The sequence below is a fragment of the Daejeonella sp. genome (assembly GCF_017495225.1).
Classification (GTDB): domain Bacteria; phylum Bacteroidota; class Bacteroidia; order Sphingobacteriales; family Sphingobacteriaceae; genus Daejeonella.
Genome location: NZ_JAFEIG010000007.1, coordinates 1 through 16,701, shown reverse-complemented (window position 1 = coordinate 16,701; position 16,701 = coordinate 1). Strand labels below are relative to the sequence as shown.

Genomic DNA, 16,701 nt, shown 5'->3' with positions numbered 1-16,701 from the left:
AGATATGAGACACGGTGCCTCTCACATCTCACATCTCATATCTCACATCTTTATTTAGATATGAGACACGGTGCATCTCACATCTCATATCTCATATCTCGCATCCCACATTTAAGACAAAAAACAATCATAAATTTATTAGAAGGCAACTGTTTTTAGAGCTTTCTAAAGGATGACTTTGTGAAGCAAAAGCCTAGCCGCTATTTGAATCTATTGATTTTGAATGGGTTAGGACTTAATATTGCTTATTTTTTATCCATAACGATAAAATTTAATCTTTATATTTAATTTTTTTATTAATTATTGTAATTTCAATATATGTTTTTTGAGGGACTTATAGATCCGAATTGGGGTGAATGGGCGTTGCATGAATGCTAATGGATTTTGCTGATTTTATGAATAGTTTTTAATTATGATTTCAAAACTTAATTCCGTTTCAAGTTTCTTAACAATAATATTATATATTAATTATTCTCTATTTCGTAGATTTAATTTAAGTGAATTTTGGATAATTATCTTAAATATTCTAATTATCTTAAATATTTTTTTTAATATTTATCTTATCAGAAAGATTTATTTATCTGATGAAAGAAAATTTTTGAGAAATGTATTTATTAGATTAATAATCAATTTAATACTTTTTATTCTTGCATTTACATTGATTGATATGTGACACTAGTGACTCTCATATCTTTATTTAGATTTGAGATAATAGATGTGAGATATGAGACACGGTGCCTCTCACATCTCACATCTGTATTTAGATTTGAGACACTAGATTTGAGATATGAGATACGGTGCCTCTCACATCTCACATCTGTATTTAGATTTGAGACAATAGATATGAGATATGAGACACGGTGCATCTCACATCTCATATCTCACATCTCACATCTCATATCTCACGTCTCACACCTCATATTTAAGACAAAAAACAACCATAAATTTATTAGAAGGCAACTATTTTTAGAGCTTTCTAAAGGATGACTTTGTGAAGCAAAAGCCTAGCCGCTAATTGAATGTATTGATTTTGAATTGCTTAGGACTCAATATTGCTTATTTTTTATTCATGATGATAAAATTTAATCTTTATATTAAATTTTTATTATTTCGGTTAATTAGTGTAATTTCAATAAATATTTTTGAGGCATTTGTGGGACTTATAGATCCGAGTTGAGGTGGATTGGGATGATTTTGTGAAACATATATACTAGTTGGAGAAAATCATTAAACTACACAAAACGCAAAGGGACAGACTAGAGAGGAAAGTACATGAATTTATAGGTATTTCACTAAGAAAAAATATTTTATATATTATAAATTGTAATGGACATGAAAATAAAAAATTACAGATTCCAGTTTTTGTTATTAATAGCTTGCTTCACTATTATTAGTTGCGAAAAAAATAAAGATGAAGGAAAAATAACGATTGAGTTAAAAAAATATGTTTCCAATTGTGATAAAGCTGTTATTAGAATGTGGGGATACGCTCCGCTCGGAGATACAACACTTATAGTTGATACTGTTCAAGTAATTAATGGTTCATTGGAGTATAAATACAGTATAGATAAGGCCAAAAATTTAGAAATCGAATTTCTTGAAAACAATAAGTTTTACACAAAACTTTATTTTTTTCGCAAAAAAGATAAAACACGTGTTTCTAGTGTATTATTTATTAAAAATGAAAATATTCTAATAAATGCTAATAGTAAAACGTCGGGTTTTCCTGTAGAATTTAAGGGTAAAACTTTAAGAGTTGATTATGATGGTTCTCAGGAATCTGATACATACTTTGAGATATCTTCTAAAAAAATAACTCCCAAAATTGTAAAATCAAATAATGAAAGTTTTGCAGTTTTATATCAACTTTTTTGGCAAAAAGAATCTAAGTCTAGCGAAGAATTATCTTCATTAATGGGCTTGTTTTCCGATAAAATTAAGATTACAGAACCATATAAAATTTTAAAGAAATATTTAGATCAAAAAAACAATTTATCTAAAATAGGCTATAAGAAAAGTTTTTTATGGAGTGATGTAAATGGTAATAAATTTAACTACGATGACGTAATTAAAGACAAAAAGTATGTTCTATTAGTTTTTTGGGCTAGTTGGTGCGCACCATGTATAGCAGAAATTCCAGAGCTAAAAAAATTCAATTTAAAATTTAAGGATAAAGTTGCTTTAGTGAGTTTAAGTATTGATTCTGATTATGATAAATGGAAAGCTGCTGTTGAGAAGGAGAAAATAGATTGGCATAATTTATCGGACTTACCAAAGAATAAACTGGCAATAAAATCTGAATATAACATAAGTGCAATTCCAACTTTAGTTTTGCTTGATACTGAGGGAAAAGAATTATTAAACACTGTTAATGATTTACAATTAATAACTGAATACATTAATACTCATGAGTGAAACTATTTTTATTTAGATATGAGACAATAGATGTGAGATATGAGACAATAGATTTGAGACACGGTGCATCTCACATCTCATATCTCACATCTTTATTTAGATATGAGACACGGTGCCTCTCATATCTCACATCTCACATCTCATATCTCATATCTCATATCTCACATCTCATATCTCCCTTACCCAATCTCAGCTCTTACACGTTCCAATAGCGCTTTAGTTTTCTTGATACCTTCGTATTCTCCAAGCTTATCTCCCTCATACTCAATACCTACATATCCTTTAAAGCCTGAATCTTTTACAATTTTGAGCATTTTCACATAATCGGTTTCAATGCAATTTCCTTGCGCATCAAAATCAAGTGATTTTGCACTTACCGCTTTTGCATAAGGCATCATTTCAAGGGTACCTTTATATCTATCGTATTCTTCAATACATTTATTTCCTTGACGAGTAAGACAGAAATTGTTAAAATCAGGTAATGTTCCTACATTCTTTTTACCAACTTCTTTCATTACGCTACTTAACCAGCTGCCATCTGAGCTATATCCACCATGGTTTTCAACAATTACATTGATGCCAACTTTTGATGCAAACTCTCCCAAGCGACCTAATCCGTCGATTGCCGCAGTTTTAACTTCTGCCGCAGTCCCAACACCATAAGCATTTACACGAATGGTAGCACAACCTAAATATTTTGCAGCTTCAACCCACTTATAGTGGTTTTCAACCGCTTGCATGCGTTTTGCATTGTCTAATTCTCCTAAATTACCTTCGCCATCGCACATAATTAGGTGATTTTTAACCCCATTATCATTGCAACGCATTAAGAGCTCATTCAAGTAGTTTGTGTCTTTAGCTTTATCTTTAAAGAAAGCATTCACGTACTCTATCGCACTGATGCCAAACTCTTTTTTAGCTACTACCGGAAAATCTAAATTGGTGATTTTCTTACTAAACAATTCTTTATGAAGAGACCATTCAGCTAGCGAAATTTCAAAAAATGAATTTTGTAAATCTGCTGCATTTGGATTTTTCTTAGCTATGCATGAATACAATGAAGAAGGAATCAATGCAATTCCGGCTAAGCCAGAAACTTGTTGGATGAATTTACGACGGTTATTGGTCATGTTTGTTAAATTTTTATTTTGAAAATACAATATTTAAGGCTTATTCTGAAAATTTAAGGGAGATATCTTACAAATTTTTTACTAACAGAGCATTTTTATCAGTATTCAGTCAGATAGATGTAACAAAACTGCATTTTTTATACTATGCATTAATTTTAACCGTTCCTTTGTGAAGGTTAGATAATGTGTTGATTTTTAATGATTGTATTGTTAATTATCAGAGTTTTAAGGTGTATTTTTATTGAGAAATCCGTCCCAACTGGGACGGATTTTCTTTTTATACCCGCTTCTTGATGACACTAAAAATAAGAAATATCAAGAAAGCAGCACTGCCTAAAACGGCAATTTTTGCGATATAATCTCCATTTCTTACGTAAAAAGTCAATTCTTCATTCAGGTTTATATCTTGTTTTAATGCCCCCGGCATCCACCATTTTGTTCTTTGAACAATCGTACCTTTTTGATCAATAAATGCCGAAATACCAGTATTGGCAGCACGTGCTACCCATCGTCTGGTTTCTATCGCTCTCAGCTTTGCATATTGTAAATGTTGGTCTTTACCAGAAGTGTTGCCCCACCAACCATCATTGGTGATTATCGTAATAAATTGCGCATCTTTTTTGATATAATCGGCTACATATTCGCCCCAAATAGATTCATAGCAAATAACAGGAGCCGCTCCAATTCCACTTTGTGAATAAAATACAGATGGCTCACTTTGTTTTCCATAGCTTCCTGAAGATCCTCCAAATGCCTTAAATACAGGCTTTAAAAAGGATAATGAGTTTGAAAAGGGGGTTTGTTCAACTCCCGGGACAAGCTTCGACTTATGGTAAAATTGAAGTTTAGCTGAGTTTTCAATAAGAACAGCCGCATTAAAAACATCATAATAAATACCCGATTTGCTATCGTATCTCGCTGTTTCAGTCTTTGCGCTATCATAAATAGAGTAACTCTCAATCCCTGAAATCAGATTGCCATTTTTGTAATTGTTTAAGAATTCTTGAATTCTAATAAAATTGGAATCTTCTCTAAATGTTTTCTCTTCCGTGCCTTTCGAGATGGCTGTTTCTGGCCAAATGAAGAATTCTGTATTGCTTTGTCCGATGCCCTCAGAAAGCTTAATGAGCTTCTCCACCTGATCTGATGTCGACAATGAACCAAACTTCTCGTAGGGGTCTATATTGGGCTGTACCACCACTATATTTGCAGGATTTACCCTTTCTTCATAGTTAACATAGATCAATGTTGAGAGCAGTATTGGCAAAAGAATAAATGCTGCTGTTGCTGATTGAAGCTTTACTTTTCGAACGCGTTCCAACTTATTTTTTATGGCTAATCTGTTCTCAAAGAGTAGGATATTGGATATTATTACCCATAAAGTGCCACCATAAACACCCGTATATTCATACCATTGAACCAAATAATGTGATTCGGCAAAGCCATTTCCTAAATTCATCCAAGGAAAGGCAAGATCCCAAGTTTGATGTAAATATTCATATCCTATCCAAAGGCAAACAAATCCGATATAGCTCCATGTTTTACTTGTTAGCTTTCTTAGTTGAAAATAAAGCCAAAAAGATAAAGCCATCAAAACTGCGCCCAAGAAAAATGGAATCTGTGAAATGATAAGCGCTAGCCAAACTGGCATCACCGCATGTAGTGAGTTAAAAACCCAATAAATGGAGGCTGTATTCCAGATAAAAAAGCAAATTATAGCAATGCGCCAAATTTGTTTGCCTTTCTTTTTTTCATCTGACTCCAGGATGTTTTCTGCCGCCTGTAATAACGGGATTAAGGCCACAAGCAAAATCAAGGCAGTAAATGGTATTGGGGGCCAAGCTAGCCACAATAAAAATGCACTTAAAAGTGCCAGTTGATAATTCTTTTTCACTTATAATTGAGATAAAATATCTGCTTTCTTGCGTTCGTATTCCGCCTGACTAATCAATTGTTTTTCGAAAAGTGTTTTTAACTTTTGAAGTTTTTGAATGAGGTCATCTTCCGTCTGACTATTTTCTGCTGTTGTAAAACTTTCTACTTCATCTTTTACCTCAATGTAGGAAGCATAATCGTCTGCTAGGTTCTCGTTTTGCATCATTGAGCCTACTCCTGGAGGAATCATTTTATGTTTTTCCATCTGCTCATTACAAAATTGATACAGCTTTCTAGCTTGCACTTTTGGAATATAATCGGTAACTACATTTTCACCTCTTTGTGGGACGATAATGAATTTGGATCCTAAAAATCCCTCTTTGAAGGATACTTCCTTCACATCTGCCCAATAAAACGTGATAAAATTGGTTGTTAAGCCTAGGTTTTCAGGAATGCAAAATACAATTCGTTTACTGCTCACGGCAATGCTATCCGGATTGATGGTTACCCCAGGTCGTTTTTGAATTGCTAAATAAATCACAGGTTCATCTGCACTGAGCATATCTTTTAATTTCGCTAAGACTTTCTCGGCTGTCTTTGGATCTTGTTCGTCTGTTAAATACTGTTCTATCGACATATTTTTAAATATTACTTACCTGCAACGCAAATTACAATTTCGCCTTTTAAAGTATGTGTTTCAAAATGAATTTTAATTTCTTCAAGCGTGCCTCGAACTGTTTCTTCAAACATTTTGCTGAGTTCACGCGAAACTGAAGCTTGGCGATCTGTACCTAAATATTGTGCCAACTCTTCCAAAGTTTTTAATAAACGGTGTGGCGATTCATAAAAAATCATGGTACGGGGCTCATTTACAAGCTCTTTCATGCGAGTTTGGCGTCCTTTTTTTACGGGTAAAAATCCCTCAAAAGTAAACCTATCAGCTGCTAGTCCCGAATCTACTAAGGCTGGTACAAAGGCCGTCGGACCCGGAAGGCACTCCAATGGGATATCATTACGGATAGCTTCGCGAACCAATAAAAAGCCAGGATCTGAAATTGCCGGTGTTCCCGCATCAGAAATTAAAGCAATCTGCTTGCCCTCCTTTAAAAATCGTATAACCTCCGTTACGGATTTATGCTCATTGTGCTGATGATGCGAAAAGACTTTTTTATCTATGCCAAAATGTTTTAATAATGGCGCACTGGTGCGGGTATCTTCCGCCAAAATTAAGTCCACTTCCTTTAAAATGCGCACGGCTCTGAAGGTCATATCCTCCAAATTTCCGATGGGTGTGGGTACAAGAAAGAGTTTTCCGCTCATGTATTTTAATTTTATTTGGCCAATAATCGAGGAAAAATCCAAAATCAAAGCCCAAACTGCAAAAGTTTATATCTTTGTATAAAATTAATAAAGATGCTGCAAGTTAGTTATATCCGCGAAAATAGGGAGGAAGTTTTAAATCGTTTATCGGTAAAGAATTTTAAGTCAGTTGAGCTGGTTGATCAAATCATTAAATTGGATGATGATCGTCGTCAAACTCAGACCAAATTAGACTCCATTGCTGCCGAAGCAAATGCTAGTGCAAAGAAAATTGGAGAATTAATGCGTCAGGGACTGAAAGACGAGGCAGAAAGCCTTAAGCAACAGTCGAATAACTTTAAAGAGCAAACTAAAGACCTTAGTGATAAGCTTAGCGCCATCGAAATATTATTGCAAAATGAGCTTGTTTTGCTTCCTAATCTTCCTCATGTTTCGGTCCCTAAAGGGAAGTCTCCTGAAGAAAATGTAGTGGTACTAGAGCACGGTCAAATTCCGCAATTAATGCCAAATGCTCTTCCACATTGGGAACTGGCAGCAAAATATGATATTATTGATTTTGAGCTAGGGAATAAAATCGCTGGTGCCGGATTTCCAGTTTATAAGGGAAAAGGAGCCAAATTACAACGTGCATTGATCAATTTCTTTTTAGATCATGCTGACAAAGTGGGTTATCGTGAGATGCAACCACCAATTGTGGTAAATGAAGCCTCAGGATTTGGTACCGGTCAGCTGCCTGACAAAGAAGGCCAAATGTATCATATCGGTGTTGATAATTTATATTTAATTCCTACAGCTGAAGTGCCAGTAACTAATTTATACCGTGATGTAATTCTAAAGGAAGAAGAATTACCTGTAAAAAATTGTGCCTATACCCCTTGTTTCCGTCGTGAAGCAGGTTCTTATGGCGCACATGTACGTGGATTAAACCGCTTACATCAATTTGATAAAGTAGAAATAGTACAGGTAGTACATCCCAATAATTCTTATGAGGTGCTTGAAGATATGAGTACTTATGTGCAATCACTTTTGAGAGCCTTAGAGCTTCCATACCGCGTGTTAAGTCTTTGTGGTGGCGATATGAGTTTCACATCTGCTAAAACCTACGACATGGAGGTCTGGTGCGCTGCACAAGCTCGTTGGCTAGAAGTTTCTTCTGTTTCTAATTTTGAAACTTATCAGAGCAACCGACTTAAATTGAGATTTAAAAGTAAAGAAGGAAAATCTCAGTTGGCACATACTCTTAACGGTAGCGCATTGGCCTTACCTCGTATCGTGGCTTCATTATTAGAAAATAATCAGACCGAACAAGGAATTAAGATCCCAGCAGCATTGGTTCCTTATACTGGATTTGAATATATTAACTAGGGATTAATATTTTATCCTTTAGATATTTTAAAATATAGATGAAGAACATTTTCAATTATAGGATTGCAAGATTACTATTTTTAATAATTTTTATTTTAAGCAATACATTTTTCGTAAGTGCCCAAAATCTAACAATGGGTCAATTGCTAGAAGTTAGAAAAAAAACTTTGGGTGATGTAGAAGACTATTTAACTGCAAAGAATTGGGAATTTTCAGCCGCAACTGAACCTAGTTTGGGTAAAATGGGGAAGGCAACTTTTACTTTTTTAAAAAATTTCACTTCAGATAGAGCCCAATCCTTTTTGACCTATTATTACAGTGAGGTATCATCTGATACTCGAATTAATATTCAAGTTCATAAAAAAGAAAAATACACCGAATATGTAAATGCAATAAGGGCATTTGGTTGTAAGATGATATCATCAAAAGTAGAAAATGGACAAATTGTTAAAGTTTATAGAGGGGCAACAACCACATTTGAAATTACCTCAGGTACCGTTGAGAATGAATATAATGAAGATTCGGCGATTTGGACATTTTTTATCCTTTCAAATGATGATTACGATATTAACTGGGGTGACTAATTATCGATAATCTGTTTAACACAGAATACTTTTCTTCCCTTAGTTAGTTTGTTCTTAATGTTTTCTTTTATTTTTCTGTGCTTCTCTATCCTATCATTTCTTAACCTAGGTTAACACTATTCTTTTTTATGATTCGTACTTTTGCCTTATAAATGAAATAGATATGAGTACAAAAGCTGTAGAATTAGTTGTTAGTCCGAGTGCCCCCCATTTTGTTGGCGATGGTTTCAGGGTGCATAATTTCATACCTAGTGCTTATAAATTAGATATGAAGCGAATGGATCCATTTATCATGTTGGATTATAATTCAAAATATACATTTGAGCCAAGCATCGAGCCTAAAGGTGTTGGTGTGCATCCGCATCGTGGTTTTGAAACCGTAACTATCGCTTACAAAGGTCAAATTGAGCATCATGATAGTAGTGGCGGTGGTGGAGTGATTTCTGAGGGTGATGTGCAGTGGATGACCGCCGCAAGTGGGGTTTTACATAAAGAATTTCATGAGCGGGAGTGGAGTAAGAAGGGCGGCGAATTTCAAATGGTACAACTTTGGGTCAACCTGCCTGCAAAAGATAAAATGAGTACTCCTAAATATCAAGCCATTGAAAATTCTACAATAAATCGTTTTCAAATCGAAAATAATGGAGGTGAGATAGAAGTTATTGCCGGCGAATACCAAGGTGTTGGTGGGGCAGCATCAACTTTTACTCCTTTACATCTACAGAATGCAAAGCTTAAACAAGGAACAAAGGCAAAATTTAGCTTCCCTAGCCATTTTAATACCGGATTATTGGTCATTGAAGGCAGTATGAAGGTAAACCAATCTGATGAGGTGCCTACTAATCACTTCGTTTTAATGGCCAATCAAGGAGAAGAATTTGAAATTGAGGCGACTAGTGATGCGGTGATATTAATTTTAAGTGGAGAGCCTATAAACGAGCCTATAGCAACTCATGGGCCATTTGTGATGAATACCAGAGAGGAAATAGTGCAAGCTTTTGAGGATTTCAACAATGGGAAATTCGGTTATTTAGCTGATTAATTATTAAAAAGACAGGGTTAAAATCTTTAGCCTTGTCTTTTTCCTACCACCTGACTCAAACATTCAAATACAATTTGTCCCATAGTTTCACAGCTTTTAAAAGCTGGATTTTTATGGTAGGAAGATAATTCCTTCCCTAACTGCTTCACCTTTTCATCGGGAGCAATCTGATCAATATCCATTACACTAAATAGTTCTTCGATGCGATAATGCCCTGTCCTAAAACGATTGGCAATCAGACTTCGTTCTTCTTCTTGATATTGGCGCATGGTGGTTTCATCCATGTGTTGCATGCCGAGCTGAACGAGGGCTAAATTTTCTTTAAAATAATGAGGTAAATACATTTTTAGCCTTCCCTCATAGGATTGCTGGTCGAAGTCGATTGCACGAAAGCGATATTGATTTCCTTCAATATCTGGCGTAATATCTACAACAAAATTATAGGAACGCATATCACCAAGGAGTCGCACAAAACAACGTTCATTAAACTTTACAAATTCTTTGCAGATCCTAATTTGATTAAACTTGGATGTTCCTAACCTTCTACTGATAAATTCATCGCCAGGTAAGCCGGGAATATGCTCTTCAATTAAGGTATTGCCATCGGTTAAATAGCTGATTCTGTTTGGCGATAAAATATGCTCTAGCTCGAGTCCGTAAACCCTCGAAGCATCCGCAATTTTCACATAAAAATGATCGTAATTATCATTCAGGCGGTTGATGATACGAACTCTAAAAGGCTTAGTATTGGCAAAAGTGCAGTAATCGATGCGTGCTACGGATAAATGCTCCATAACCGCGGTATCGCCATCGGTATTCATCAGGGCATAAATATAAGTGAGATTGGGATAGAGCTCCTTCATCTCACTTTCATCATAATAAACGGTGTACCACAGTGTGTCGCGCCCTTCCTTATCCCGTAAGGGGGTTTTCAGGTTAAAGCGCATCAAATCAGAATATTGAACCGGGAGTTTTACCTCCCGGTCAAATTTTAATAGGTATTCACGAAGCTCGGGCCTTATGGAGTATATCTGTTTTTTCTTGGATGGAACAACATCTCTCGGCTCCTTTTGTTGTGAATGCATTTATTTTATGATTTTAATGGACAGCTAAAAATAAATTCTGTTTCCATAAAAATACGCATCCATTAGGCGATTTGATAATTATTTATTGAAAATCACCTTCAAATCATTCAATTCAAGATTATTTTATCTCAAATACAGCCTTTATCTGAAAGCTGAGCTTAATTTTTTTGAAGTCGATTTCTGGCATGCTTCCAGCAACATCAACCTCCATGAGCATTACTTTTGCATATTGCATATTTTCCATCGGACTGTCATTGTTGATTTCCTGAATTTCTAATGCTCCACCTAATTTACTGCCAATAGAATTTAGCAGGTATTCTGCCTTTTCTTTAGCATTTTGTAAAGCCTTTATTTTGAGCTCTTTTTTGAGACTCTCCATCTTAGAATAGTCGTAACTATCGATATTGCTAAATTCAATTCCTTTAGGATCAATACTGCCCATAATATCATTAAACTTAGTTAAGTCGCTTACCTTAATACGGTATTGTTTGCGCGCTAAAAAGTCAGGAGTCTTTTTTTTATTCCAGCTATTATTATAGCTCGAAATATTATTAATCATGAAGTTTTCTTGTGGAATGCCGGCTTTTAAAACTGCTGATTGTAACTGGCGCTCCAAATCTTCAATTTCAACTTTCTTTTTATTGCCAGAATCTTTGAAATACTCTTTTAATGAAATTCCGATATAAATGATGTCTGGAGTTACCTCAGCCTCAGCCGAACCATTTACTTCAATTTTTTTGTGCATACTCATCATCTGTTGAGAAAATGCACTTAGGCTAAAAAGGCTTAAAAATGTTGCTAGGAAAATATTTTTCATGTCTTAATTATTAAATTATTATTGATTTAATTGTAAAGAAAATTTCGTGCCAAATTATAAAAACTGCCAAAATTTGAGATTGAAAAGAAAATTGATCCAATAAAAAAGGCCTTTTCAGGCCTTTAAATTTATTCTTCGATAACTTCGCTATGAATATGTACTTCTTCTTCTTTCTCTTCTTTGAAGTAGCTTTTCTGATAGATTAATATCATAATTACCCCAATTGAGATTGCAGTATCGGCTAGGTTAAATACTGGCCTAAAGAAAATGAGCTCTTCACCACCCCAGAATGGTACCCATGATGGGTAGGTTCCTTGTATGATAGGCATATAAAACATATCTACCACTTTACCATGAAAAAGACTTGAATATCCTCCTTCGGCAGGCATAAATTTTGCAGCTTCATAATATGAGCTTTCATTAAATATCATCCCATAAAAGGTAGAATCAATGATATTTCCCATTGCTCCTGCAAAGATGAGCGATAAATTCATAATTAATCCACGGTGATATTTATGCTTTATCATGTAGATTAAACCATATCCAATACCAAGAACTGCCACAATGCGGAATAAGGTTAAGGCAAGCTTTCCTGCTTCACCACCAAATTCCATACCGAATGCCATTCCGTTATTTTCGGTAAAATGTATGATTGCCCAATTGCCAATGATTTTAAACTCTTGGCCTAATGTCATATTTAGCTTAATCCAGAACTTTAAAACCTGGTCGGCAATTAATATAAAAACAATAGCAAGTACTGGATTAGTATAGGCTTTCATTTAGGACTGTTTCAATTTAGCTTCCATACTTAATGTTGCATGAGGAACGGCACGAAGGCGCTCCTTAGGAATTAATTTTCCTGTTTCTCTGCAAATACCGTAGGTTTTATTTTCAATACGTACCAAAGCATTCTCTAAATTATCAATAAACTTTCTCTGACGTGCTGCCAATTGGTTAATTGATTCTTTTTCGAGTGTAGCCGAGCCATCTTCAAGAGTTTTATATGCTCCAGAAGTATCGTCGGTGCCATTCATATTTGGATTACTTAAAGACTGACTTAAGGACGCTAATTCCTCTCTTGAGCTACGTATTTTTTCAGTTATAAGTTCTTTAAATTCTTGTAATTCTGAATCAGAATATCTAGTTTTTTCGTGTGCATCCATTTCTATCCTTTTTTAATTAGTATCATTAAATCATGTTCATCAATGTTCACCACTTCGCCTCCATCTAGCTCATTTACAAGCTCTAAGGAGTCGGCCAGGATTTCGGCGCAAATATAAGACAAATTATTTTTCAGAGCTTCCGAAACATAAGGATGTTCTTTAACTTGTACCTTAATCTTATCAGTTACCTCAAATCCTTGATCTTTACGCATATTTTGTATGCGGTTAATCAATTCTCTTGAAATTCCCTCTTGCTTTAGGTCTTCACTGATGGTAATATCCAAAGCCACTGTCAATGCACCGATATTGGCAACCTGCCATCCCGGAACATCCTCGGCCAAGATTTCCACATCTTCAACATCCACCTGGTATGCTGTACCTGGAATGCTAATCTTACCCTCGCTTTCAAAGCGACTGATGTCTTGCTGTGATAAGGTATTTAATGCCTCTGCCACAACTTTCATATCCTTACCAACTTTCGGGCCTAAAGCTTTAAAATTTGGTTTTATTTTTTTGCTGATGATACCTGCAGTATCTGTAATGTACTCAATCTCTTTAATATTGGTCTCAGATAAGATCAAATCTTTGATTTTCTCAACCCGTTCCTTAAAGTTTTTATCTAGTACCGGAATCAAGGCTTTTCCTAAAGGCTGCCTTACATTGATTCCCACTTTCTTTCTCAAAGAAAGGATAAGTGATGAAATATCTTGTGCAAGACCCATACGCTCTTCCAAAGCTTTATCCACCAAATTTTCTTGGTATTCAGGGAAATCTGCTAGGTGTACAGAAAGGGCTTGTTCCTTGCCTGTGACCTTATTAAGGTCGATAAATAAACGATCACTAAAGAATGGAGCAACAGGCGCCATTAATTTAGCAATGGTATTTAAGCAGGTGTAAAGCGTTTGATAAGCCGAAATTTTATCTTCAGTATATTCGCCCTTCCAAAAACGACGGCGACATAAACGTACGTACCAATTGCTCAAATGCTCATCCACAAAGTTCTGAATGGCACGTGTTGCACGTGTTGGTTCGAAGTCGGCGTAGAATTTATCTACCTCTAAACTTAATGAATTTAAAAGTGAGATAATCCAACGGTCAATCTCCGGTCTATCTTTTACATCTTCTTCTTGGTACTTGAAACTGTCTATATTAGCATACAGTACAAAGAAAGCATAGGTATTGTGTAGCGTACCAAAAAACTTGCGGCGCACTTCATCAATTCCTTCGATATTGAATTTCAAGTTATCCCATGGAGATGCATTGCTAATCATGTACCAACGTGTTGGATCAGCACCATATTTCTCAATAGTTTCAAATGGATCTACGGCATTTCCTAAGCGTTTCGACATTTTATTGCCGTTTTTATCTAGGACTAATCCGTTGGAAACCACATTTTTAAAGGCTACACTGTCATTTAGCATCACACCAATAGCATGGAGCGTGAAAAACCAGCCACGGGTTTGATCTACCCCTTCTGCGATGAAATCAGCAGGGAAAATTGAGCCTGCGCCTTCTGAAGAATTATTATCTGATCCGTGGGAATGTTTGTTCCAGTATTCTAAAAAGTCCTTCGGACTCATATTACCGCTTTTTCCTTCCTCCGTTGGTGGAAGTCCCCATTGCGCATAAGGCATGGCACCCGAATCAAACCAGACATCAATTAAATCGGATTCGCGGAACATTTTCTTGCCTGAAGCAGAAACTAAGATTACGTCATCCACATATGGGCGGTGCATATCATTAATTTCGAATGCAGAATCCATAAATCCAGCAGAAACAGATTTTTTAATTTCGTTGCGAAGCTCCTGGACAGATCCGATGCATTTTTCTTCAGAACCATCCTCGCTACGCCAAATTGGAAGGGGAGTGCCCCAGTATCTCGATCTAGATAAATTCCAGTCGACTAAGTTCTCTAACCAATTCCCAAAACGGCCAGTACCAGTCGATTCAGGTTTCCAATTAATGGTTTTATTAAGTTCTACAAGACGGTCTTTTACAGCAGTAGTTTTAATAAACCAGCTGTCTAGAGGATAGTATAAAACTGGCTTATCCGTTCTCCAGCAATGTGGGTAACTGTGCTCGTATTTTTTTACATCGAAAGCCTTGTTATCTTCTTTTAATTTGATGGCAATTAAAACGTCTGTAGGCCTGAAATCAGGATTTTTACGCTCTTCATCGCTGTAATATTCTTCCTTCACATATTTTCCGGCAAAGTCTGTAACTTCTTGAACCATACGTCCTTGCTTATCAACAAGTGGAAATTCATTACCTTTTTCATCCCTAACCATCACCGATGGCACATTATTTTCGCGGCAAGCTCTAAAATCGTCTGCACCAAAAACTGAAGCTGTGTGAACGATACCTGTACCATCTTCTGTAGTTACAAAATCGGCAGGAATAACGCGGAAAGCATTCTGTTCCAAGTCTTCATTCGTTACATAAGGCATCAATTGATGGTAATGTAAACCAAGAAGTTCAGAGCCTTTAAATTCGTTTACTATTTGCCAAGGAATGAGTTTATCTCCTCCTTTATAATCCTTGAAATCAATGCTTTGCGCTTCCTCTTTAAAATATTTTGAAACGAGATCTTTGGCAAGAATTACGCTTACAGGAAGGAAAGTATAAGGATTGAAAGTCTTAATTTTAACATAATTGATGTTTTCACCAACGGCAAGGGCACAATTTGATGGGAGTGTCCAAGGAGTGGTGGTCCATGCTAAAATGCAGGTATTTTCACCTTCATGATCAAATAATTTATCCATTAAAGGATGTTTTTGATCGTTTTTAAGATGAAATTGCGCTACAATCGAGGTATCCTTCAGCATTTTATAGGTCCCAGGTTGATTTAGCTCATGCGAGCTTAAACCAGTCCCCGCTGCAGGCGAATAAGGCTGAACGGTATAACCCTTGTATAAAAGGCCTTTTTCATGAAATTGCTTCAATATCCACCAAAGGGTTTCAATATAATCGTTTTCGTAGGTGATGTATGGATTTTCAAGGTCGACCCAATAACCCATTTTTTCGGTTAGGTCGTTCCAAACATCCGTGTATTTCATTACTTCTGTACGGCAGGCTTCATTGTAAGCATCAACAGTAATGGTTTTGCCGATATCTTCTTTAGTGATGCCGAGTTTTTTCTCTACAGCAAGTTCGATAGGAAGACCATGAGTATCCCAACCCCCTTTACGCTCTACGCGGAAGCCTTTTAGGGTTTTATAGCGACAAAAAATGTCTTTGATTGAGCGTGCCATCACGTGGTGAATGCCCGGCATTCCGTTAGCAGAAGGCGGCCCCTCGTAAAAAGTATAGGGTTTTGAAGCAGGTCGATTAGAAATGCTTTTCTCAAATACTTGGTTTTCTTTCCAGTATTCTAGTATATCCTTACCAGTTTGCGATAAATCAAGTTGCTTATATTCTTTGTACATCAGTGTTTAAACTCCCAATTTTTAAGGGCGCAATTTAAGAATTTTAAGGGTTAAAATGGAGATTTTTTGGAGGAAATGATTTTTGGGTTTTGTATAGTATTCCTTCGTTAGCTGAGGTCGCTGTGCATGTCCCCCTCTCCGAGGGGGTAGGGGGAGGTTTATTAACCAGTTACTCTGCTATTAACCAGATTCCACCCCCTTTTATTCCCCCGCTAGCGGGGGACACTATGCGCCTTTTCACTCCTAGTAAACAATGATATTTATTTTTTATAGTAGGGTATTAGAGGTTGTTGTGCATGTCCCCCTCTAGAGGGGGTAGGGGAGGAATATTAATAATAATTTTGCTGCTAACTTTTTCCACCCCCTTTTATTCCCCCGCTAGCGGGGGACACTATGCGCCTATTCACTCCTAGTAAACAATGATTTTTATTTTTTATAGTAGGGTATTAGAGGTTGTTGTGCATGTCCCCCTCTAGAGGG

At 36.0% G+C, this 16,701-nt stretch carries 13 protein-coding genes; 4 read left to right on the top strand and 9 right to left on the bottom strand.

Annotation, left to right across the window (positions count from 1 at the left end):
- Positions 1-1,332: 1,332 nt before the first annotated feature.
- A complete protein-coding gene (locus tag QZ136_RS02885; RefSeq protein WP_291400137.1) occupies positions 1,333-2,415 on the top strand; it encodes a TlpA disulfide reductase family protein in 1,083 nt (360 codons plus the stop codon).
- Between the two features lie 179 nt (positions 2,416-2,594).
- Here the strand turns inward: QZ136_RS02885 and QZ136_RS02880 are convergent, their stop codons facing one another.
- The 4 genes from QZ136_RS02880 to rsmI all read right to left on the bottom strand — a co-directional run bounded on the left by QZ136_RS02880 (position 2,595) and on the right by rsmI (position 6,740).
- Positions 2,595-3,545, bottom strand: coding sequence for a TIM barrel protein (locus QZ136_RS02880; RefSeq protein WP_291400136.1), 951 nt, complete (start codon positions 3,543-3,545; stop codon positions 2,595-2,597).
- 277 nt (positions 3,546-3,822) lie between these two features.
- Positions 3,823-5,439, bottom strand: coding sequence for an apolipoprotein N-acyltransferase (lnt, locus tag QZ136_RS02875; protein ID WP_291400133.1), 1,617 nt, complete (start codon positions 5,437-5,439; stop codon positions 3,823-3,825).
- Positions 5,440-6,057 carry a PH domain-containing protein gene (locus QZ136_RS02870; protein ID WP_291400131.1) on the bottom strand — a complete coding sequence of 206 codons (618 nt, stop codon included), beginning with the start codon at positions 6,055-6,057 and terminating at the stop codon, positions 5,440-5,442.
- Positions 6,058-6,068: 11 nt separating this feature from the next.
- The gene (gene rsmI / locus QZ136_RS02865; RefSeq protein ID WP_291400129.1) at positions 6,069-6,740 is read right to left on the bottom strand and encodes a 16S rRNA (cytidine(1402)-2'-O)-methyltransferase; all 672 of its coding nucleotides are present in this window, start codon (positions 6,738-6,740) and stop codon (positions 6,069-6,071) included.
- A 93-nt stretch (positions 6,741-6,833) separates the two neighbouring features.
- Between rsmI and serS the strand changes: the two genes are divergently transcribed.
- From serS to QZ136_RS02850, 3 genes are all read left to right on the top strand, one after another.
- A complete protein-coding gene (gene serS / locus QZ136_RS02860; protein ID WP_291400127.1) occupies positions 6,834-8,105 on the top strand; it encodes a serine--tRNA ligase in 1,272 nt (423 codons plus the stop codon).
- 38 nt (positions 8,106-8,143) lie between these two features.
- Positions 8,144-8,689, top strand: a complete 546-nt coding sequence (locus tag QZ136_RS02855) for a hypothetical protein (RefSeq protein ID WP_291400125.1) — start codon at positions 8,144-8,146, stop codon at positions 8,687-8,689.
- Positions 8,690-8,852: 163 nt separating this feature from the next.
- The gene (locus QZ136_RS02850) at positions 8,853-9,731 is read left to right on the top strand and encodes a pirin family protein (protein WP_291400123.1); all 879 of its coding nucleotides are present in this window, start codon (positions 8,853-8,855) and stop codon (positions 9,729-9,731) included.
- A gap of 26 nt (positions 9,732-9,757) precedes the next feature.
- On the opposite strand, the gene QZ136_RS02845 is transcribed toward QZ136_RS02850, so the two are convergent.
- The 5 genes from QZ136_RS02845 to ileS all read right to left on the bottom strand — a co-directional run bounded on the left by QZ136_RS02845 (position 9,758) and on the right by ileS (position 16,221).
- Positions 9,758-10,816, bottom strand: coding sequence for a hypothetical protein (locus QZ136_RS02845; RefSeq protein WP_291400121.1), 1,059 nt, complete (start codon positions 10,814-10,816; stop codon positions 9,758-9,760).
- Positions 10,817-10,934: 118 nt separating this feature from the next.
- On the bottom strand, positions 10,935-11,633 hold the full coding sequence (locus QZ136_RS02840; protein ID WP_291400119.1) for an SIMPL domain-containing protein: 699 nt from the start codon (positions 11,631-11,633) through the stop codon (positions 10,935-10,937).
- Positions 11,634-11,761: 128 nt separating this feature from the next.
- Positions 11,762-12,412 (bottom strand): lipoprotein signal peptidase, encoded by a 651-nt coding sequence (locus QZ136_RS02835; RefSeq protein WP_291400118.1) that lies wholly within the window; start codon positions 12,410-12,412, stop codon positions 11,762-11,764.
- Positions 12,413-12,796, bottom strand: coding sequence for a TraR/DksA C4-type zinc finger protein (locus QZ136_RS02830; RefSeq protein WP_291400116.1), 384 nt, complete (start codon positions 12,794-12,796; stop codon positions 12,413-12,415). It abuts the gene before it with no gap.
- Between the two features lie 2 nt (positions 12,797-12,798).
- On the bottom strand, positions 12,799-16,221 hold the full coding sequence (gene ileS, locus QZ136_RS02825; RefSeq protein ID WP_291400114.1) for an isoleucine--tRNA ligase: 3,423 nt from the start codon (positions 16,219-16,221) through the stop codon (positions 12,799-12,801).
- Positions 16,222-16,701: the final 480 nt, after the last annotated feature.